The sequence below is a fragment of the Chryseobacterium geocarposphaerae genome (assembly GCF_002797535.1).
Lineage (GTDB): Bacteria > Bacteroidota > Bacteroidia > Flavobacteriales > Weeksellaceae > Chryseobacterium > Chryseobacterium geocarposphaerae.
In genome coordinates, this window is the sequence record NZ_PGFD01000003.1 from 309,622 (window position 1) to 331,772 (window position 22,151).

20 protein-coding genes are annotated in these 22,151 nt (G+C 35.4%); 15 read left to right on the top strand and 5 right to left on the bottom strand.

Translation table 11 applies throughout. The features are described from left to right. Positions 1-8: 8 nt before the first annotated feature. The 15 genes from CLV73_RS17420 (at position 9) to CLV73_RS17490 (ending at position 15,072) form a co-directional block, all read left to right on the top strand. Entirely contained in the window at positions 9-1,673 is a 1,665-nt protein-coding gene (locus CLV73_RS17420) for a GLPGLI family protein (protein WP_100378148.1), read from the top strand. Between the two features lie 313 nt (positions 1,674-1,986). After that, a complete protein-coding gene (gene asnB, locus CLV73_RS17425) occupies positions 1,987-3,660 on the top strand; it encodes an asparagine synthase B (RefSeq protein WP_100378149.1) in 1,674 nt (557 codons plus the stop codon). A 211-nt stretch (positions 3,661-3,871) separates the two neighbouring features. After that, positions 3,872-4,684, top strand: coding sequence for a hypothetical protein (locus CLV73_RS17430; protein WP_100378150.1), 813 nt, complete (start codon positions 3,872-3,874; stop codon positions 4,682-4,684). Between the two features lie 161 nt (positions 4,685-4,845). Continuing rightward, positions 4,846-6,249, top strand: a complete 1,404-nt coding sequence (locus tag CLV73_RS17435) for an MFS transporter (RefSeq protein WP_100378151.1) — start codon at positions 4,846-4,848, stop codon at positions 6,247-6,249. 77 nt (positions 6,250-6,326) lie between these two features. Then, the gene (locus tag CLV73_RS17440) at positions 6,327-7,202 is read left to right on the top strand and encodes a pirin family protein (protein ID WP_100378152.1); all 876 of its coding nucleotides are present in this window, start codon (positions 6,327-6,329) and stop codon (positions 7,200-7,202) included. A 417-nt stretch (positions 7,203-7,619) separates the two neighbouring features. Then, positions 7,620-8,522 (top strand): pirin family protein, encoded by a 903-nt coding sequence (locus tag CLV73_RS17445; protein WP_100378153.1) that lies wholly within the window; start codon positions 7,620-7,622, stop codon positions 8,520-8,522. A 17-nt stretch (positions 8,523-8,539) separates the two neighbouring features. Beyond that, complete coding sequence (gene bla, locus CLV73_RS17450; protein WP_100378246.1) at positions 8,540-9,415, top strand: subclass B3 metallo-beta-lactamase; 876 nt, start codon at positions 8,540-8,542, stop codon at positions 9,413-9,415. Between the two features lie 13 nt (positions 9,416-9,428). Next, on the top strand, positions 9,429-9,965 hold the full coding sequence (locus tag CLV73_RS17455; protein ID WP_100378154.1) for an NADPH-dependent FMN reductase: 537 nt from the start codon (positions 9,429-9,431) through the stop codon (positions 9,963-9,965). Then, the gene (locus tag CLV73_RS17460; RefSeq protein ID WP_100378155.1) at positions 9,962-10,540 is read left to right on the top strand and encodes a TMEM175 family protein; all 579 of its coding nucleotides are present in this window, start codon (positions 9,962-9,964) and stop codon (positions 10,538-10,540) included. The genes CLV73_RS17455 and CLV73_RS17460 overlap by 4 nt, the downstream gene beginning before the upstream one ends. A gap of 1 nt (position 10,541) precedes the next feature. Next, complete coding sequence (locus CLV73_RS17465) at positions 10,542-10,760, top strand: (4Fe-4S)-binding protein (RefSeq protein WP_100378156.1); 219 nt, start codon at positions 10,542-10,544, stop codon at positions 10,758-10,760. Next, positions 10,760-11,158 (top strand): OsmC family protein, encoded by a 399-nt coding sequence (locus CLV73_RS17470; protein WP_100378157.1) that lies wholly within the window; start codon positions 10,760-10,762, stop codon positions 11,156-11,158. Before CLV73_RS17465 ends, CLV73_RS17470 begins: the two co-directional genes overlap by 1 nt. A gap of 1 nt (position 11,159) precedes the next feature. Beyond that, positions 11,160-11,462: a GNAT family N-acetyltransferase gene (locus CLV73_RS17475; RefSeq protein ID WP_185116790.1), complete on the top strand. Its 303-nt coding sequence runs from the start codon at positions 11,160-11,162 to the stop codon at positions 11,460-11,462. A 116-nt stretch (positions 11,463-11,578) separates the two neighbouring features. Then, entirely contained in the window at positions 11,579-13,018 is a 1,440-nt protein-coding gene (locus CLV73_RS17480) for a sodium:solute symporter (RefSeq protein WP_100378158.1), read from the top strand. 157 nt (positions 13,019-13,175) lie between these two features. After that, entirely contained in the window at positions 13,176-14,027 is an 852-nt protein-coding gene (locus tag CLV73_RS17485; RefSeq protein WP_100378159.1) for a transketolase, read from the top strand. A 97-nt stretch (positions 14,028-14,124) separates the two neighbouring features. After that, positions 14,125-15,072 carry a transketolase family protein gene (locus tag CLV73_RS17490; protein WP_100378160.1) on the top strand — a complete coding sequence of 316 codons (948 nt, stop codon included), beginning with the start codon at positions 14,125-14,127 and terminating at the stop codon, positions 15,070-15,072. Positions 15,073-15,121: 49 nt separating this feature from the next. Here the strand turns inward: CLV73_RS17490 and CLV73_RS17495 are convergent, their stop codons facing one another. The 5 genes from CLV73_RS17495 to CLV73_RS17515 form a co-directional block, all read right to left on the bottom strand. Continuing rightward, on the bottom strand, positions 15,122-15,535 hold the full coding sequence (locus CLV73_RS17495) for a nuclear transport factor 2 family protein (RefSeq protein ID WP_185116791.1): 414 nt from the start codon (positions 15,533-15,535) through the stop codon (positions 15,122-15,124). Between the two features lie 6 nt (positions 15,536-15,541). Next, positions 15,542-16,066 (bottom strand): TetR/AcrR family transcriptional regulator, encoded by a 525-nt coding sequence (locus tag CLV73_RS17500; RefSeq protein WP_100378162.1) that lies wholly within the window; start codon positions 16,064-16,066, stop codon positions 15,542-15,544. A gap of 243 nt (positions 16,067-16,309) precedes the next feature. Continuing rightward, positions 16,310-16,687, bottom strand: coding sequence for a hypothetical protein (locus CLV73_RS17505; RefSeq protein ID WP_100378163.1), 378 nt, complete (start codon positions 16,685-16,687; stop codon positions 16,310-16,312). 67 nt (positions 16,688-16,754) lie between these two features. Then, a complete protein-coding gene (locus tag CLV73_RS17510) occupies positions 16,755-17,225 on the bottom strand; it encodes an Lrp/AsnC family transcriptional regulator (protein WP_065400659.1) in 471 nt (156 codons plus the stop codon). Between the two features lie 134 nt (positions 17,226-17,359). Continuing rightward, positions 17,360-22,147: a translocation/assembly module TamB domain-containing protein gene (locus CLV73_RS17515; protein ID WP_100378164.1), complete on the bottom strand. Its 4,788-nt coding sequence runs from the start codon at positions 22,145-22,147 to the stop codon at positions 17,360-17,362. Between the last annotated feature and the right edge of the window lie 4 nt (positions 22,148-22,151).

Below are 22,151 nucleotides of genomic sequence, written 5' to 3' on the forward strand. Positions count from 1 at the left end.
TTTTAATTATGTATCGAAGAATTTTATTAAGTTTTTTCACCTTTTTATGTTGCCTTACTTTAGCGCAGACTTATGAAGTACAGTATATGAGTTCCTACAACGGAAAGACATTAACTGATCAGTCTCCGACATTGGTTTGGGCCAACGAAAAGGAAAATTTCATTTTAAATAATAAAATCCGTGAACAAAAAGCTGATTATCCATTTGAGCTTACTAAAATTGAAAAACCTTCAAATACAATTGTTTCTTATGCTTTTTTAAAACCTAATGAAACGATTTCAGCTTCCGATACAGAATCTGTAGGAAAACAGACTTTTGAATTCACCAATGAAACAAAGAAAATTTTAGGCTATACCTGTAAAAAAGCTGTTACTAAAATCAATTCCAATACCATTGAAGTTTGGTATACCAATGAATTAAAAATCCAAGGTGGACCTTCCACAATAGGACAAAATCTGGGATTTGTTTTAGAAATTGAAAGAAATAAAAACTCTTTGATCACAGCAAATTCCATTAAAAAAGTAAAGAAAACTGATATTAACAATATTATTAAAAGTTCTATTACTTCCACAGATCAATTAGGATATAAAGACCTTCTCTGGAAAAGCAGGTTTACTACTTTAAAAGTTTTTGACAATGAAACCATCAATTTTTCTGACGCTTCAAAGTCTGATAAAAACATAAAACGATTTGCCAACGGAACCATTATTCTTAAAAAGATAAAGTTCCCAAAAATTACTGAAGGTGAAAATATTTTCGTTGAATTAAAACAACAGTCAAACGGCGATGCCTACGACAGGACAGGAACCGTATTTTTTATTTCTCAGGATAAATCTCAATCTTTCTTTGACGGATTAGAGAAAGGAGCAAAAACACTTCCTGTTTATGATAACGGCAATGGGAAACAATATTTCGGAGTCGTTGCTACTGAAAATTATAATCCCGCAGTTGAAATGATGAGATTTTTTACCGCTTTCGGAATCAACAAATTCAATCATATTCAGTTAAAAGATAAAAACTGGCAGACTATCAGTCCTTATCGCCAGGATATTACAGATCTGAAACCTTCTTTATCGGAAAAAGAGTTGTGGATCGGTACATTTATTGGAAATTATGACAAAGGAGGTCACAAAGTGAGTCTGGAAATCACCATTCACAAAAGCGATCAGACGGTTTATAAAAACAATACGGTGATTCCTTTGTTTAATACTTTGAATATTATGGAAATGGCAGGACAGGATTATTCTACCATGTTCAATCAGGATAAAGGGCTATTTGTAGAATTTACTTTGAAAAAAGATTTGAAAAATGCTCAGTTGAGATATATTACAACGGGGCATGGAGGTTGGGAAAACGGTGACGAATTTGTCCCTAAGACTAATTCCATTTTCCTTGACGGTAAAATGACCTATTCTTTTATACCGTGGAGATCAGATTGTGGCTCTTACCGACTCTACAATCCTGCATCAGGAAATTTTGCAGACGGGCTTTCGTCTTCAGATTTAAGCAGATCAAACTGGTGTCCGGGAACGGTTACCAATCCCAACTTTATTCCGCTTGGAGATTTAAAAGCCGGAAAACATACCATTCAGGTAAAAATTCCACAGGGCCCCACAGAAGGAACCAGCTTTAGCTCATGGAATGTTTCAGGAGTTTTGTTAGGAAATGAATAAAAAAACCTTCTTGCAGGAGTCCCTGCAAGAAGGTAAAAACACAAATGATGAAAAAAAATTATTTCGAAGAACAAATAAACAACAAAAAAATATTAAATTAATTATCATAGATTAATTTTTTTTTAGTTTTTATTTCGTAAATATTAACAGCTTTCAATTAAAATTTTTCTTTAAAATAAAACAAAATTTTATTTACGTAGTAAATTTTAAATTTTTTAATTTAAAATTCAATAAAAAATAAATCAATTAAACTTTTTTATTTGTTATTTTTAAACAACCCATTTACATTTGTCACATATAAAAAAAATTAAAAATGTGTGGAATTGTATGCTTGTTTGATGCTAAACAAAAAACTGAAATTTTAAGGCCTCAGGTTCTGGAAATGTCTAAAAAAATCCGCCACAGAGGTCCTGACTGGAGCGGTGTATTTCAAAATGATAAAATAATTTTCTCTCACGAAAGATTAGCGATTGTAGATCCTACTTCCGGGAAACAGCCATTATTTACTAAAGACGGAAAAGTTGTTTTAGCGGTAAACGGAGAAATTTATAATCATCAGGAATTGAAAAAAGAATTTCCTGATTATGAATTTCAAACCCAGTCAGACTGCGAGGTTATACTGGCTCTGTATAGAAAATACGGGAAGGATTTCCTTGAAAAACTCAACGGAATTTTCGCGTTCTCTTTATACGATATCGAAAACGACATTTACCTTATTGCCAGAGATCATATGGGAATCTGCCCGTTGTATCACGGTTGGGATAAAAACGGAAGTTATTATGCCGCTTCAGAATTAAAAGCCCTGGAGGGCGTTTGTAAAACCATCGAAACTTTTCTTCCCGGACACTTTGTATACAGCCAAGACGGAGGTGACCTTCAACAATGGTACAAAAGAGATTGGGAAAGCTTTGATGCTGTAAAAGACAACGAAACTGATATTGCACAATTAAGAAAGGGACTTGAAGATGCGGTCCACAGACAATTGATGAGCGATGTTCCTTATGGAGTTCTACTTTCAGGGGGACTGGATTCTTCTGTAATCTCAGCAATTACTGCAAAATTTGCCCGACAAAGAATTGAAAGCGGAGATACGCAGGAAGCATGGTATCCCAGATTACACAGTTTTGCAGTTGGCTTAGTGGGGTCTCCGGATTTAGCAGCAGCAAAAAAAGCTGCGGAACATATTGGTTCTGTTCATCACGAGGTAAACTTTACCATTCAGGAAGGTTTAGATGCTGTTCGCGATGTGATTTATCACCTAGAAACTTATGATGTTACCACGATAAGGGCATCAACTCCTATGTATCTTCTGGCGAGGGTTATTAAATCTATGGGAATTAAAATGGTGCTTTCAGGAGAAGGTTCTGATGAGTTATTCGGCGGGTATTTATATTTTCATAAGGCTCCGAATGCAAAAGAATTCCACGATGAAACAGTAAGAAAATTGGGAAAACTTCACCTTTATGACTGCTTAAGAGCCAACAAAGCCTTAATGAGCTGGGGAATTGAGGGTCGTGTTCCTTTTCTGGATAAAGAGTTTATGGATATTGCCATGACTATCAATCCTAAAGATAAAATGATTGATACAGCTGAAGGCAAAATTGAAAAATGGGTTCTAAGAAAGGCTTTTGAAGACATTCTTCCTGAATCGATTGTATGGAGACAAAAAGAACAGTTTTCTGATGGAGTGGGCTATTCCTGGATCGACACCTTAAAAGCAGTTGCTGAAAAAGAAGTTTCTGACGAAATGATGATCAATGCAAAATTCAGATTTCCTTTAAACACTCCTCAGAATAAAGAGGAATACCGTTACAGAACGATTTTTGAAGAGCATTTCCCGAGCGAAACAGCTGCCGCAACAGTACCATCTGTTCCATCAGTAGCTTGTTCCACTCCTGTTGCATTGGAATGGGATGAAGCATTCAAGAAAATGAACGATCCTAGCGGAAGGGCCGTAAAAGTACATGAAACATCCTATGACAACTGATGATGAGTTATAAGTTATTAAGTATGAGTTAAATTAACCTAATTTTTGACTTATAAATTTCAGCTTTAGCATAAAAATTTATCAATCCTGTAGCAATACAGGATTTTCTTTTGAATTTACGTTAATAATATTGTCAGATTTTAACCGTTAATCAAAAATAATATCTAATAAATAATTATATTTGGAAATCGAAAAATTCAATTATAAGAAAATGAAAAGAAACATTACTATCTTTTTTGCTTTATTATCCATGAGTTTTGCTTTTGGACAAGGTAAATTTGCCAAATATTTAAACTCAAAGAAACTTGCCTTAGCGTACAAAACCGTAAAGGATAACGAAAAAGATGATTATTATCAACAATATTACTGGTTGGCAAAAGCTGAACAACTTAAAACATATCCACACCTTAAAGATGTAAAACCTGTAGTTTTATATGAGTTTGTAAAAAAAGTAAATCCTCAAAACCCGACTAAGAAACTGGATGCAAGAGGAAAGGAATTGAGAGCTACTGCAGAATTATCTCTTAATCAATACTTCAAAAACAAAAATGTTGAGAACAATTCCGTATTGATGTACAATCTTGAAACTTATGTAGATCCTTCTCAAGGTGAATATTTTACAAAAGTTGACCCTGAAAAGATCAAGGAACTAGTGCCGAAAGAATTATTTGCTTTTAATTCACTAAACAAAAAAACAAAGGAAGAGAAAACATACTACCTTTGGATCGATAAGAAAAAAGATGATTTCAATATTGTAGATATCATTCCTGATGAGAAAGAAGATAAAGCATTCTATACAAGACTAAGACAATATCTTCCAAATTATAAGTTTTCCAAATATGTTCCATCTGTAAAAAAAGGAACAAAAACGGATAAAACAGATGCAGATTATTATTACATCATGCCATTTGAGCAAAATACAGATAATATAGAGTACAAAACAAAAGATTTCAAAACTTTCATATTAAGCCAGTACAGAAAAGCGGGTGATGAATGGAAGGGAGTAGAAAAACCTAGAAAATAAATTAAAAAGTCTTGTGAAATTTCACAAGACTTTTTAATTTTATATAGATTTCTTTATCTAAGTAACTGATCATATCTCCTACCGTATTTTATCAGTATAGTAGATTTTCGCAGTACAAATAGCGGAAGCCCACAATTAAAGGGAAATCTAAATCTTAAAAAATGTCAGACGTAATTTCACAGCCCAATTCAATTAAAAAAATTCTACCGTTGATTCTTGCTACCGCAATTTTCATGCAGATGCTTGACTCAACCATTTTAAATACATCTTTACCCTCCATTGCCAAAGACCTTCAGGAATCTCCGCTCAATATGCAGAATGCCATCATCAGCTATGTTTTGACACTGGCTGTTTTTATGCCTGCAAGCGGATTTTTGGCAGACAGATTCGGAACAAAAAAAGTTTTTATTTTCTCTCTAGTCCTTTTCAGCTTAGGTTCGTTATTTTGTGCTTTGTCGCAAAACCTCACCCACCTTGTTATTTCAAGGGTGATTCAGGGAGTCGGAGGAAGCCTTATGACGCCCGTTGGAAAATTAGCTTTAATTAAAACTTTCGATAAAAACGAATTATTAAAAGCGATGAACTTCGCTATTATTCCGGCACTTATCGGGCCGGTTTTAGGACCTTTGGTTGGCGGATACATGGTAGATTACCTTTCATGGCACTGGATTTTTTTAATCAATATTCCTATTGGAGTTCTGGGAATTGTTTTAGGCCTTAAATTCATGCCTAACTATACTTCCAAAGATGTAGATTTTGATTTAAAAGGTTTTTTAATTTTTGCTGCAGCCTCTCTCCTGCTTTCCATTTCTCTGGAGCTTTTTGGTGATATGCAGAACACGACACCCGTTTTAGTTATTTTTATTCTAGGCTTTCTGTTCATGTATTATTATTACAGACATGCAAAAAGAGACGAAAGTCCTATTTTTCCGCTGAATTTATTCCAGGTGAGAACTTTCCGTGTAGGAATTATTGGAAATCTGGCGACAAGATTAGGAATCAGTTCAGTTCCTCTACTATTGCCGTTAATGATACAGATCGCCTACAAGCAGTCGGCAGTAACTTCGGGATGGATCATTGCACCTATGGCTATCACTGCCATATTCGGAAAATCTTACGTTATTAAAATTTTAGATAAATTCGGCTACAGACAAACCTTAATGACGAATACTTTTATCATCGGAACATTAATCTGTCTACTTGCCATTCCAGATATTAATACTTCCTTATATTGGTTTATTCCGATCATTTCAGTGTTAGGTTTTTTCAATTCTATTCAGTTCACTTCCATGAATACTATTTCCATTGCTGACCTGAGAAATTTCCAGACCAGCAGCGGAAATTCTTTATTATCTGTTAATCAACAGCTAGCCATCGGTTTTGGAATCGCTTTCGGATTAATTGTTCTGAAAATATTCGAAAATACAGACCTTATTAAAGGTGAAATTCACAATGCCTTTCGGTATACTTTTCTTACCGTGGGAATACTTACAATTATTTCAGGATTTATTTTCCGGAGACTCCACATTTCAGATGGAAAAAACATGAAATCCAAAGAGGATTAACGCCTTACACTACTTACCACAGATCAATGCATTTGATTGTTAACTATTCTACCTTTGTTATATAAAAATACAATAATATGGCAACTAAAAAAGTAGAAATGGTAGTAGCTCCAAAACCAGCCCATTTTGTAGGCGACGGTTTTAGAGTTCATAATTTCATCCCCGGAGTAAACGGAATGGATATGAAAAGAATGGACCCTTTCATTATGCTTGATTATAATTCAAAATTTCATTTCAACGGAACTGAAACACCAAGAGGTGTAGGAGTACATCCACACAGAGGTTTTGAAACCGTAACTATAGCTTACCAAGGGAAAGTACAACACCACGACAGTGCTGGTGGTGGCGGAATTATCGGCAAAGGAGATGTACAATGGATGACCGCAGCAAAAGGTGTTCTCCATAAAGAATATCATGAAACGGAATGGGCAAAAGAAGGCGGAATTTTTCAGATGGTTCAGCTTTGGGTCAATCTCCCTTCAACAGATAAAATGAGTGATCCGAAATATCAGTCCATTAAAAACTCTGATATGAAAAAAGTAGATCTTGGTGAAAATGGATTTGTAGAAATTATTGCCGGGACCTATCAAGATCAGCAAGGTCCTGCAACAACTTTCAGCCCGGTACATATGATGAATGCCAAGCTGAAAAAAACAGGAAAAGCAGAGTTTAATTTTCCTGCAAACTTTAATACGGCAGCTTTAGTCATTGAAGGAAGCATTCTTGTAAATGGTGAAGAAAAAGTTAAAACAGATCATTTGGCTTTGTTTAAAAACGAGGGAGAAAGCTTTACCATTGAAGCAACCGAAGATGCTGTAGTTTTAATCATAAGCGGACAGCCGCTGAATGAGCCTATTTATCCTCACGGTCCTTTTGTCATGAATTCCAGAGAGGAGATCATCCAGGCTTTTGAAGATTATAACTTAGGAAAATTCGGTTATCTGGCTGACTAATAAGAATTAAACAAAACTTAAAATCGGTTTATCGCTTTTTTTCTTAACTTTATATGATAGCATTATAAGAATATGGTCATTCTGAAAAAAGTAAAATCCGTTCTTTATATTAAATGTTTATTTCAACCATTAAGAAGTATTAAGGTATTAAGTTAATTAAGAAAAAATCAAAGATTTTTTATGAGCAAAATACTGTAGTGAAAAGCTGCCTTATTATTCTAAAAATCTTAAAACCTCTTAATGGTTCTAATTCATAAAAATAAAATTTTATATAGCTAGGTAATTAAGGTTGAAATTAAATTCATTAAAGATCAGCTTCCAAGCGGATGCCAGAATAACAAAAAGCTTCAAGGCACCATAAACATTAGAAAAATCACTACATTCGTTTAAACAAAATATAAAACCTCATTACACATCATGTCAAACATAGGACTTATCATTGAAGAAAAATCAGCAGATATAGGAAACTTTTTAGTCGGAAGACTTTTGCCTTTCCGTGAGAAAAGAGCAGTCGGACCTTTCGTTTTTATCGATCATATGGGACCTTCGGAATTGAAAGATTATCAGAATCTTGATGTTCCTCCGCATCCTCATATAGGTTTATCCACATTAACTTACCTTCTTGAAGGATCTATTTTTCACAGGGACAGTATTGGAAGTGCTTTAGAAATAAAACCGGGAGCCGTAAACTGGATGACTGCCGGAAAAGGGGTTGTCCATTCAGAAAGAACTCCTGAATATTTAAGACATTCCGATAAAAAACTTCACGGTTTCCAGATCTGGGTAGGACTACCAAAACATCTGGAACAGTCTGAGCCTACTTTTCATCATATTGAAGCTGATGAAATCCCGGTTTGGGAAGAAGACGGAATTCAGTATAAATTGATTGCAGGAGAAGCGTTCGGAAGAAAATCCCCGGTTCCTGTTCACAGCAAGTTATTTTTTATTGAAATTAAAACAAAAGATGCCCAAAAAATCAGCATCGGAAAAGATCTGTATGGAGAAGCGGCAATGTATGTTTTAGACGGAACTGTGACTACGGATGGAAATTCTTACGGTTCAAAGCAATTAATGATCGCTAAAGACACCAAACTATGTGAATTCGAGATGAGCGAAAACGGAACTGTTTATCTTTTCGGAGGAGAACCTTTTGGAGAAGAACGTTTTATATTCTGGAATTTTGTAAATTCAGACAAGGAGGTCATAGATGAAGCAAAAGTAAACTGGCACGATCAAAACCACGAAGCTTTCCCTTTAGTTCCCGGAGATGAAGAAGAATATGTGCCGCTTCCGAAAGCCATTTTAAATAGAAAGCCGTAATCCTGTACTTCATGAAGATGAAAAAAATATTATTACTGCTCCTATTGGCATTGTCCTATTTAAATAATGCCCAAACTGTGTCAGAGCCTAAAAACAACCCCGCAGAATGGTCGAAACGTTATGAACCTTTCAGGATTGCAGGAAATTTATATTACGTAGGAACTTATGATTTAGCATCTTATCTCATCGTTACAGATAAGGGAAATATTCTAATCAATACCGGTCTTGCAGACTCACTTCCAATCATAAAAGATAATATCAAACATCTTGGCTTTCGTTATAAAGACATCAAAATTCTGACATTAACACAAGCTCATTTTGATCATATGGGAGCAATGGCGGAAATTAAAAAAGAAACAGGTGCAAAACTTTACGTAGACTCTAAAGATGCAGAAGAGCTGAAAAGCGGCGGGAAATCAGACTATGAATTAGGGAAATATGGAGTAACTTTCAAACCCGTACAACCAGATTTTCTTTTAAAAAATAATGATAAAATAAAGCTTGGAAATACGACGCTGACTTTACTTCATCATCCCGGACACACTAAAGGTTCCTGCAGCTTTTTATTTGAAACAAAAGATAAAGGTGAAACCTATAAAATTTTAATTGCAAATTTACCTTCAATAATTATTGACAGAAAGTTTTCCGATGTAAAGGATTATCAACATATTCAAAAAGATTATGCGGAAACATTTCAGGCAATGAAGAATATTGATTTTAACTTATGGGTTGCTTCTCATGCAAGCCAGTTTGACCTTCATCAGAAAAGAAAAACAGGAGACCCGTATAATCCAAAATTATTTATGGATAAGGAAAACTACTTTAAAAGATTAAAAGATCTGGAAAATAATTATTTGGAAAAAGTAAAAGAAGATACAGCAAAAAAACAATAAAGAAACACGAGTAATGAAAATATTAGCATTTGCAGGAAGCACGTCTTCCACTTCCATCAACAGAGAACTGGTAAAATTTGTTCTGAAAGATTTTCAGAATGAAGAAATTAATTTGATTGATCTTAATGATTTCGATATGCCTGTTTTTTCTGTAGATCGTGAAAAGAAAGGCTTTCCGGATGAAGCGCACCACTTTTTAAAAGTAATTGAAGAGTGTGATGTAATTATCTGCTCATTGGCGGAACACAACCGGTCTTACAGTGCTGCTTTTAAAAACGTTTTCGACTGGGCATCAAGAATCAATGTAAAAGTTTTCCAGAATAAACCTATGCTTCTGATGTCAACTTCTCCGGGTGGTTATGGTGGCGGAAATATAATGAACACAGCCAAAACATTCTTCCCTCAATTTGGAGCTGATATTAAAGAGACATTTTCTCTTCCGAAGTTCTATGAAAATTTTGATCTGGAGAGCGGAGTCATTAATCCTGAAATGTTGAAAGATTTGAAAACTAAAATTGAAAGCTTTAAAAATCAAATCGGGAACTCATGACAAAAGGAAGACTGGAAGCGTTTAGTGATGGGGTTTTAGCTATTATTATCACGATCATGGTTCTTGAACTGAAAGTGCCTGAAGGAAACAGCTGGAGCGATCTTAAACCTCTTATGCCTAAATTTTTAGCATATATTTTCAGCTTTATTTATGTGGGAATCTATTGGAACAATCATCATCATTTGTTTCAAACGGTAAAGAAAGTCAATGGAAATGTCCTTTGGGCTAATCTCCATCTTCTGTTCTGGCTTTCTTTAATGCCTATTGCCACAGAATGGATCGGAGAAACAGGTTTTGCAGAAAACCCGGTGGCCACCTATGGTATTACCCTGGTTATGTGTGCAGTTGCTTATACGATTCTGGAAAATACAATCATCAAGTCTGATGGTGAAGAATCTAAGCTGAAGGAGGCTATTTCTTCCAAGTTTAAAGAATATGCTTCCATCGTTTTGTATGCACTGGGAATCGTCACTTCATTTTTTTATCCCTATATTGCAATAGGGTTTTATTATCTTACAGCTTTGATGTGGCTGATTCCTGATAAAAGAATTGAAAAATCATTAAACAAAGACTAATATGGATAAGCACGAATATATTAATGGTGACCTTACTGTTATTTGGCAACCCCAGAAATGCATTCACTCCGCAGTGTGTGTGAAAATGTTACCGAAAGTTTACAATCCCAAGGAAAGACCTTGGATAAAAGCAGAAAATGCAACGGTTCAGGAGCTCAAAAATCAAATTGACCATTGTCCTTCCGGAGCATTAAGTTATCAATTCAATACAGAAAAATAATGGCAGTCACCGTAAAAGCAAGTTTAGGAAAAGAAAAATATTATACAGAAGTGGTCGCTGGTGAAAATACACTGATCACTGATGAACCGGTAGATAAAGGCGGACAAAATAAAGGCTTCAACCCATTCGAAATACTGGCAACTTCTTTAGCGAGCTGTACAGCAGCTACTTTGAGAATGTATATCGAAAGAAAAGAATGGAATGTGGAAAAAGTAAATGTGGAGGTAGAGCTGGAAAATTTTCCTTTAACCAAAAGAGCGATTTTCAAAAGAGATATCACCTTTGAAGGAACAGATCTTGATGAGGAACAATTAAAAAGACTTCGTACTATTGCGGACGCCTGTCCCGTCCATAAAATATTAACAAACGAAATAGAAATACTAACCAAAATCTCTTAATATGATTGAAGTAAAGCAAAACAACGACGAAAAACACGGAAATTTTGAAGCATTCATAGACGGGAACCATGCAGGACTGATGACCTACACCTGGGCCGGAGAAGAAAGATTTATTATAGACCACACAGAAGTAGAAGAAGCTTACAACGGAAAAGGTGTTGGGAAGGAAATGCTTCTGGCAGCAGTGGATTTTGCAAGAAAAAACGGGAAAACAATTATTCCGCTTTGTCCTTTTGCAAAAGCTACTTTCCAGAAACACGAGGAGCTTCAGGATGTTTTAGTAAATAAAACTCAAGCACACTAACTATTTTTTAAATATGTTATGATACATAAACCTTTCAGATTACAATCTGAAAGGTTTTTTCTTTTTCAACAGAACAGAAAAAAACTATATTTGCTGAAATTAAACTTTAGCAATATATGTCTCCAATTATATTATTATCCATCATTATCGTCTATTTCGCATTGCTGCTTTGGGTAGCTTACCGTACCGGAAAAGGAAGTGATAATGACAGTTTCTTCATCGGAAACCGTAAAAGTAATTGGATGCTTGTTGCCTTCGGGATGATCGGAACTTCACTTTCGGGCGTGACTTTTGTAAGTGTTCCGGGAGCTGTCGGAAATGATAAGTTTGCTTATTTACAGATTACTTTAGGATATCTGATTGGCTATATTGTAATTGCCTACGTTCTTCTTCCTTTATATTATCGTTTAAAACTAACATCAATTTACGGGTACCTTCAACAGAGGATGGGACAGCTTTCCTACAAATCGGGAGCATGGATTTTCATTGTTTCCAGGTTAGTTGGAGCAACCGCAAGATTATATCTGGTTGTGAACATTCTACAGGTTTCGATTCTTGACAGTTTAGGCGTTCCTTTTATTGTTACCACATTGGTTATTTTAGCAATGATTATCCTTTACACGTATGAAGGGGGTGTAAAAACTATCGTTTGGACAGATACTTTACAGACTTCCTGTATGTTGTTGGGGTTAATCATCTGTACGATTTACATGTTGAATCATTTAGGATTAAATGTTGGGGAGAGTTTTGCAGCCATGAATGAAAAAGGGTATACAAAAATTTTTGATTTTGACCCCAACCAGAAAAGCTTTTTTATTAAACAGATTTTAGCCGGAGCTTTCATTACGATTACCATGACGGGAATCGACCAGGAAATGATGCAGAAAAGCTTATCCGTAACCAAATTAAAAGATTCCCAAAAGAACATGGTAACGCTTGGGTTTATTTTGCTAGGCGTAATTTCCCTTTTCCTTTATATGGGGGGACTTTTACATCTTTACGGGGCACAGGAAAACGTAACGAGCGCAGGAGACCAGTTATTCCCTAATATTGCATTGAATCATATGCCTCCGTTTATCTCCATTATATTTATTATTGCTTTAATTTCAGCATTATTTCCGAGTGCGGACGGTGCCATGACCGCTCTTACCTCTTCTTTGTGCATCGATATTTTCGGAATGAAAGAAAAGAAAGACTGGGATGATAAAAAGAAAGAAAAGTTCAGAAAAAATGTTCACTTATTGGTCGCTTTGTCATTCCTCATTATGGTTATCATTTTTAAAGTAATTAATGATAATTCAATGATCGGGCTTATTCTAAAATTAGCCGGCTTTACTTACGGACCGCTTTTAGGATTGTTCGCTTTTGGTATTTTCACCAAATATAAAGTGAAAGATCAGTTAGTGCCTTTCATCTGTATTGCTGCTCCTGTGATTTCTTTCTTTATCGATAAATATCAGGAAACATTGTTCGGTGAATTTAAGATTGGTTTAGAGCTGTTAATTATTAACGGACTTCTTACTTTCCTGGGATTATGGCTTATTAGAAAAAAATAATTTTAATTTTTGTAAAAGTACGCCTCATCAACGGGCATAAAGCTATAACAATAAAAAATATTTAATATTCTAAAACTCTGGGATTTAATCTCAGAGTTTTTGCATTTCCGTAACCCAGCAAAAAATTGTAAATTCGCGTGCAAATAAATCTTATATAATGAGTAAAAGTATCGAAGAGTTAAAATCTCTTACTACACAAATCAGAAGAGACATTTTAAGAATGGTTCACGCTGTAAATTCTGGTCACCCAGGTGGAAGTTTAGGTTGTACTGAATACTTCACAGCCCTTTACGGAAAGGTAATGAACTATAATCTTCCTTTCACGATGGAAGGTAAAAATGAAGATCATTTCTATCTTTCAAACGGACACATTTCTCCGGTATTCTATTCTACATTGGCCAGATTCAACTTTTTTCCTGTTGAGGAGCTAAGTACTTTCAGAAAATTAGATTCTAGATTGCAAGGTCACCCTACGACTCATGAAGGTCTTCCTGGGATAAGAATCGCTTCTGGTTCCTTAGGACAAGGGCTTTCTGTAGCTCTTGGTGCGGCTCAAGGTAAAAAATTAGACGGAGACAACTCTTTGGTTTACTCTCTACACGGAGATGGTGAATTGCAGGAAGGTCAGATTTGGGAGGCATTGATGTATGCTGCAGCCAAAAAAGTTGACAACATTATTTCTACAATTGATTATAACGGACAGCAGATTGACGGAAGCACAGAAAATGTACTTTCTTTAGGAGATCTTCATGCCAAATTAGAAGCTTTCGGATGGATTGTTCTGGAAGAGAAAAACGGTAACGATCTTGAAGCTGTAATTGCTATTCTTGAAAAAGCAAAAACAGAGACTGGAAAAGGAAAACCTGTAGCCATCATTCTTCATACAGAAATGGGAGCCGGAGTAGATTTCATGATGGGAACTCATGCTTGGCACGGAAAAGCTCCAAATGATGAGCAATTGGATACTGCTTTCAAGCAATTATATTTAGAAGCTCCTGCTGATTATTAATTATAGATGATAAATCATTAACGATAAATGATGATTACCAATCTTTAAACTATCATTAATCACCTATCATTTATCAATTATTAAAAATTTAAGTAAAATGAAATTTACATATACAGAAAAAAAAGATACACGTTCAGGATTCGGAGCCGGATTAGCTGAACTTGCAGATAAAAACCCTAATGTTGTAGCACTTTGTGCAGACCTTATCGGATCTTTGAAAATGGAGAAATTCATTGAGAAAGCTCCTGAAAGATTTTATCAGACAGGTATTGCTGAAGCCAATATGATGGGCCTTGCTGCAGGTCTTAGTATTACAGGAAAAATTCCTTTTACAGGAACTTTTGCGAACTTTTCTACTTCAAGAGTTTACGATCAGATTCGTCAGTCTATCGCTTATTCCGGAAAAAATGTTAAAATCTGTGCTTCTCACGCAGGTCTTACATTAGGAGAAGACGGTGCTACTCACCAGGTTTTGGAAGACATCGGAATGATGAAAATGCTTCCGGGTATGACGGTTATCAATCCTTGTGACTACAACCAGACCAAAGCTGCAACGTTGGCTATTGCTGATTTTGAAGGTCCTGTTTACCTTAGATTCGGAAGACCGGTAGTTCCGGTTTTCATTCCGGAAGATATGCCTTTCGAGATCGGAAAAGGAATTCTTTTACAGGAAGGAACTGATGTAACCATCGTTGCAACAGGCCACTTGGTTTGGGAATCTTTGGTTGCTGCTGATGAGCTTGAAAAAGAAGGAATTTCTTGTGAGGTGATCAACATCCATACAATCAAGCCTCTTGATGAAGAAATTATCTTAAAATCAGTTGAAAAAACAGGTAAAATCGTGACGGCTGAAGAACACAACTACCTTGGTGGTTTAGGAGAATCTATTGCGGGAATGTTAGCCAGAAAAAGACCTACAAGACAGGAATTCGTTGCGGTAAATGATACTTTCGGAGAATCTGCTACCCCAGCTGAACTGATGAAGAAATATAAAATCGACTCCACTGCGGTGAAAGAAGCCGTGAAGAGAATTTTAGACAAATAATTTCTTTTAAAATATATTTGAAAAGCATCCATTTTTGGATGCTTTTTTATTATTTAAACTTTCTAGCCTCTTCTTTTATCGCCAAATCATTAATGCTTGCATACCTTTTTGCCATTAAACCATTTTCATCAAACTCCCAGTTTTCGTTGCCGTAAGCTCGAAACCAATTTCCTTCTTTAGTTTGATATTCGTATTCGAAACGGACCGCAATACGGTTTTCGGTATGTGCCCAATATTCTTTTTTAAGTTTATAATTCAGTTCTCTTTCCCATTTACTACTGAGAAATTTTACGATTTCTTCTCTGCCGTTAACGAACTGATCTCTGTTTCTCCATTCGCTGTCGATGGTGTATGCTTTGGAAACTCTTTCAGGATCCTGACTGTTCCAGGCATCTTCTGCCAATTGGATTTTTTCAAGAGCCGTTTCTAAGGTGAACGGCGGAAGTGGATGTTTCTGTTCCATAATAAGTTAAATTAATTGGGTGATTATTTTTTTTGATGTTTCTATTAATTCATTCGATCTGAAAAGCTGACTTTCAATAATGCTGCTTTCAAATAATAAATAAATATGATCCGCAAGGTCTTTATTCTCAATTAATTGTGAGAAATAATTTCTTACATCTTTTTTATGATTTTGAATAACATTTAAGATTTTTACATTATCAGAAGAAATTTCAGAAAGAATATTCAGAAAGCTACATCCTCGGAAGTCTTCTTTTTGATTCATGTAGATTAAAAAATCGAAAGAAGACATCAGTTTCGATTTTGACTCTTTTTCTTTCGATACAAAACTGTTAAGCTCATTAAACCAGTATTCATGTCTCACATTAAGAAACTCGACGCAAAGGTCTTCTTTGGACTTAAAATACTGATAAAAACTTGCCTTCGCTACATTCGCTTCTGCCACAATCTGATTGATTCCGGTAGAGTTGTAACCTTGTCTGGCAAACAGTTCAAAAGTCGTAGCGATGATTCTTTCTTTGGGTGATGACATGTCGTATTTTTTTAACAAGTCAAAGTTAGATTAAAATTTTTAAAAAAGACAGACTTTTCTGTCTATAATTAATATAGCGAAATATCAATAATTCATTCATAAATAAGTTTTGGCTAAAGCCAATTTGAACGGGCTAAATTGAAAAAGCGGGCTAAAGCCCGCTCCTATTGATATTCTAATATTGTATCGTTATATTTTAATATTTCAATCTTTGAATTTTTAATTCTCTATTTCAATCAAAAACTATTTAAAAAACTTCCATTTAGGAATTATTGCTAACATTCCAAATCCTGTAAAAAGGAAAAGATTGGTAACATCCGTATACAGGAAAGTGGACAGATAGTAATTGTGCATGAAGAAGTGTAAAACTAATAGCACAGGAAATGCAAAAATGCCTATTTTTCGGTAAAAGAACATTAAAATCAGACTTACTGCCATCAAAGCATCAATTGTGAAAATAGCATAGGAATACCAAGCCGGAATATTCAGGGTTTCATGTTGCAGATATTCATCAAGATCGATCCCAAATCCCATTATTGTAAACAACATCAAGGCGGCAAAAGCCAAAATAAATCCCCATCCTTTCTTTGGATTTTCGTCAAAATAGCTATATTCTTCCATAGGTACAAAAATAAAGAACTTATGAGAGATTTCATAAGTTCTTTTATATAATTCGTTTAAAATTTGATTAAATCGAGATTGCGTTGATCAATCTGTTTTTATCGCTTAAGAATTCCTCCATAGAGATCATACTTTCAGTTCTCATTACATCCTGAATATCATCTATTTGATAAATGATTCTTTTCGCATCATCCGTATTCTTAGCTCTTACTTTACAGAAAATATTATATTTCCCTGAAATAACACTAGCTTCAATTACGTTAGGAATTGTTGACAATTCTTTCAGAACTTCCTGAGTTCTGTTAGATTTTGTTAATAAAATCCCGATGAAAGCCGTGAAATGATAGTCTAGCTTTCCGTAATCGATGTTAAGAGATGATCCCAAAATAATACCCGCATCTTCCATTTTTTTCACTCTTACGTGAATTGTTCCAGCAGAAACATCCATCTGTTTTGCAATTTCCGTAAAAGGCATTCTTGTATTTTCTACTAAGAAATCAAGAATTTTCTTGTCTATTTCGTCCAGTTGATAGTTCATATTAGTCTGATTATATTTTCTTTAAAAAACAAATATATTTTTTGCAAATTTAGAAAAAATAATTTAGTAAAAAAAATTATCACAAATATTAACAATAATTAACACGGATGATAAAAATCATTAAAATATTCTAATTATTTACCCTCTGATTTTATAGAATCTGTTTTTATTTCACTTTCAACTTCCTTCTGTTTTTTGTTCTTTTTCTTTTTAAATAAAGAATTAAAACTTTTACTCCAAACGACCCCTACTCCATATGACTGGTTTGCTGAACCATTGGCGTTAAGTCCGGTTCCCATACCTATAGTGTATGGTTTTGAATATCCTCTCAATATTAACGTACCGTCATTTTTCTTAGAAATATCATATTCTATGGAACCTTCTCCTGATAAGAAATTGTTGGTATCGGTATTTTCCGTCTTAGAAAGAGGTATTCCAAGACCTGTCTTTATGTTCACTCTCGGCGAAACTTCAAAGCTTACACCAGCATTGGCTCTGTCCCCTGTATTGGAGTTCTGATCCCCTTTTACGTAGTTCAAGTCAATCTGGAATTCGTTACTCACTGTATTTAATGCAGAACCCAATTGTTTTAAAATCATATTGTACCCGGAGCTTTCAGCAACTCCCGCAAAGTCGACCCCTACTCCTCCCGTAGTCATGTTAAAGCTATTCAGCAAGAGAACGGACCCAAACTGCAATACTTTTTCACCATCCTGGCTTAATTTGCTGTTTAAAGCTTCTTTTACCTGGCTGGAAACATCTAATGCTGTCAATCCAAGTTCAACATCAGGATTGGTCAATGTTTCGGTAATTTTAGCCTGAAGAAGAATCTTAATCGGTTGAAGACCACTCATACTAAGGTATTCCCCGGTATTCGAAACCATTCTCATATAGTTGGCCGTAATATCCAAAGTAGGCTTCATGGCATCTCCGTCCCAACGTATGCTGCTTCCTTTTTCGATCTGGAATGTTTTATTAAGAATCGCCTTAGAAATAAAAGTTCCATTGTCTACCATATAAGCTCCGTTCATAGAAATATTCCCCTGTCTGCTCATCTGGAATTTCAGATTATTCGCAGTTCCTTTTACTGAAATATTTCCGACATCATCTCCCACCAATACGTTTACCGTAGTACCTTTATCGATATCCAAGCTTAAGTCGATATTCATATTGGGTCCGGATTTCTTTTTTTCTTCCAGTACAATTTCCCCTACCTTATTTTCTTTTAAAAATCTCAGCATCTTAAATTCTTCAACATTACTGGTAGAAGCCGAATTAAAGGTAAATGTACTTCCGTTTAATGCTTTAAACGGAGTTCTAGGGCTGGTTTCTATGTCCAATGCCGAAACAGGTCCTGAAATTGTAGCTTCCCCTTGTCCGTACACCCTACCCCAAAACAGATCGTTGTCTTTTTGAGTTGAATTTAGAACCAGAAGATTATTGGCATTAAAGAAGAGGGCGACCTGCATTGAAGATAAAGTTTCAAAACGGATATATCCCGAAACTGTTCCCTGAGAGCTTGTTCTTCCGTCATGAACTTCAATATTATTAAGAATAGCCAACCCTTTGGATAAAGGAATCACCGTATCATCAAAAGAATAATCAACACCGGTAAACAAGAGCTTCAAACCAAAACCTTTTAATGCAATATCTCCACTGTAATCCAAATCGCTCAGCTTCCCACTGATCTTAAGATCTCCCGTTGCTTTTCCCCGCATATTTCCAAAAATAGATTGTACAAACTGCTGTGTAAAGGCCAGATCAAAATCTCTCATTTCAGCTGTAAGATCAATAACAGGAGACGAGGTATTGTTATTTACCGTTCCGGTAACATGTAGATTATTATTTCCGAGCACCCCTGCAGAAGCCACTTTTATATCGACATCATAAACGTTCAGAGAAAAACTGTTGGTTGCAGATATCGTAATGTCTCCCATATCATTTCCATTCATAATGATGTCATCTATCGTCATATCTACAAGCGGCTGCAACGTATTCTTATCCATTCGGATCTTAACACTACCATTAGCCAACCCCTTTATTCCCATAGGGTTTCCTCCGGACTGCATATCCAAGAGCTTCTCTATAGAAAAGTCTTTTACTTCCGCATCGACATAAAAATCTTTCGCCGATTTAAACGTGGATTCATTAATTTGCAGTGAACTGTTATCCGAATAAATTCTCAGATTCCTGATTTCAAAATCTGCTGTTTTTTTCCTGTATGTAATGGTATGATCCAAATTCGGATCTGTATCTATTCTCCAAATTACGTCATTAAATGCAATTTCAGTAGGTTCAAACCTGAATACAAAATCGCCTGCAGCATTCGTAGACTGGTTGAAGTTGATGGCATAACTTTTCAGTTTATTTTCTACATCATCTTCCGGGCTCCCATGTCTGAAGTTGGTGGAAATTCTGAGCAGGGTGTTGTTTTCATTCTTACCGGTTAAGGTAATATCCCGGAGTATATTTTTATTGTATTCTATCTTATTTATTTTGGCATACAGCTGCTGATCAAGATTGGCTGTATTGATCCTCACCATTATGCTATCCACCATGGCACTATCTTTCTTAATACTACCTCTGTCATTAATTTTGTAAGAAGGGTTGGATGCAGCCAGAGCTTTATCTGCTTCTGTTATTTCCTCTACCTTTGTCATTACATATTTAAGAGATGTGGCATCAAGATTTAAGATTAAATTATTGGAATTCCCATCATACTCTCCTTCCACTTTAGCACCTTGTGGTAATTTCAGATCAGGCATAAAATAGCTTACCAAACCTTGCTCCACATCAAAATTCATGGCAAAATTCTGGCCTCTGTATAGTTTTCTCGGCGGCGGACCAACTAAGATTTTACCCAATCCGTTTTCAACCATTCCTGCAAGATCTGCCAGGTTATACTTTCCGGAAATCTTACCGTTCACAGCTCCCGGAGCATTCACATCAATAACCCTCCCTCCATTTTCCAAAAATGTTTTCAGCTTTGCATTAGGAATTTTATAGCGTTGATCAGCGGTTGCAAAATCTATATTATTGGCTTCTACATCAAGATTTAAATCATTAATGGTAGACATTGCCATTTTTCCGGTAACCTGGCCACTCACGATCTGTTTACCGGGTTTATCCGTGAAATAATTCATGTTCAAATAATTCACGTTGGCATCTACATTGGCAAAAATTCTTGAAGTACTGAAATCTATTAAGCCTTTTATTGTTGCTTTAGCCTGTTCGTCATTAACTGTAATTAAACCATTATATTTTTTGTGATCCAGCAAACCATCCAAGTACAGATTATTGATTTCTTTATTCATAATTTCAACACTGGAAATCTGAGATTTTGTACTCAGTCTCATCGTATTGACATCAAAACTTTGTCCGTTGAGATTAAATTTACCCGATATTAATCCTACAGATTTGTTTTTGGTAATCACAGAAGTATTTAAATCTTTTATCTCTGCATATCCCACATATTTTGGCAGAGATGTGCTAAAATCCGTCAATGAGAAGTTTGAGATTTTTGCCTGCCCTATTCCCGTCATCAAATTCCCTGAAGATACATAAACCTGTTTAGGAGTTACTTTTGCTGTACCATTATATTTCACCCTTCCAAAATCATCCGCAAAATTTTTCATTTTTTTGGAAATGAAAGAAGGCATCATTTTTTTCAGCTCTACATAGGTAAAATCAGTAGAAAGATCATTCGTTTCAATTAAGAAATTTCCCTTTAGCAGATGATGCGCTTTGAGTTTTTTGGTAGCAATATTCACCTGAGGATTTCTGATCAGAAAGTTCTTTAATGTAAACTCATTTAAAGGTCCTTCCATATCTCCGGAAAGATTAAATGGAATAAAGTTATCCCAATTCGTCACAAAATAACTGATATCATAACCGTTAAGCTGACTTCCCTGATTGATATTCATCTCCCATTTTACCTTGTTGGTAAAATCAGCCCACGAACCTTTATGAAGATTAAACTTAATGTTCCCCTGCAATAAAGAATGATCTGTATTCAGAGTTAAATCTTTCAGCAGCAGAAAATCTTCTGTCATAGAAAATTCCGTGGAGAAGGTTTCCACAAAATGAGATTTGCCCCATCTTTTGGTAGTAAATGTAAAATTATTGATCTGAGCAGCAATATTGGCACCATTTACTCTTACTTTGGGAGCTCTCAGGTTAACATGAGTTGCAGTAAGCCATTTCCCGGCTTCACCCGGTGAATTTTGATTGATAATAGAAACTTTTGAATCTAAAATTTCCAGTCGGGAATTAAGCTGAAAAGGAGGTTTATTAGGATCTCTTTTTTTTCCACTATCAAATAATTTGGTAAACCGTATAAAATTAGAAATACTGTCTCCCTTGTAAGTAATTACTTTGACATCAGCATTTTTAAGAATAAGCCCGTTAAAACTTAATGAATTGTGCTTCCCGATATTTGTTGCTAAAGAAAACCAGTCCGAATTGGCAATGAATTCTTTGGCTTTTATAAATTCTAATCCTTTATAATCTTTTATTTTTAAACCTTTAATGGTAACATCCCCGAAAAAGTCGACCTCAACGCTTTCTGTAGACATATCGGCTTTGAAATCCCTGTTTACAATCTGTAAAGCCTGATCTGCGGCCCATCTTTTCGTTACGGGAAGATTAATGGCCACAAAAGCCAGAACGACGATCCCAAGAACAAACCAAAATAAGATAAGCAAAAGTCTGGCCCACCAGGAATAGCTTACGACATCTTTTGCAGCCTGCTTTCCGATTTCCTGAGCGGCATCTATAGGGTGTTTTATAGCGTCTGAGGCAAATTCAGAAGCTTCCTTTACGGTCTCCTGAACATTTTCCACAGTTTTTTGTACCTGATTACCTAAGTTTTCAGCTACTGATTTTTTGTTCTCATTGTCGTTATTATTCTCTAACTTTGCCATTATT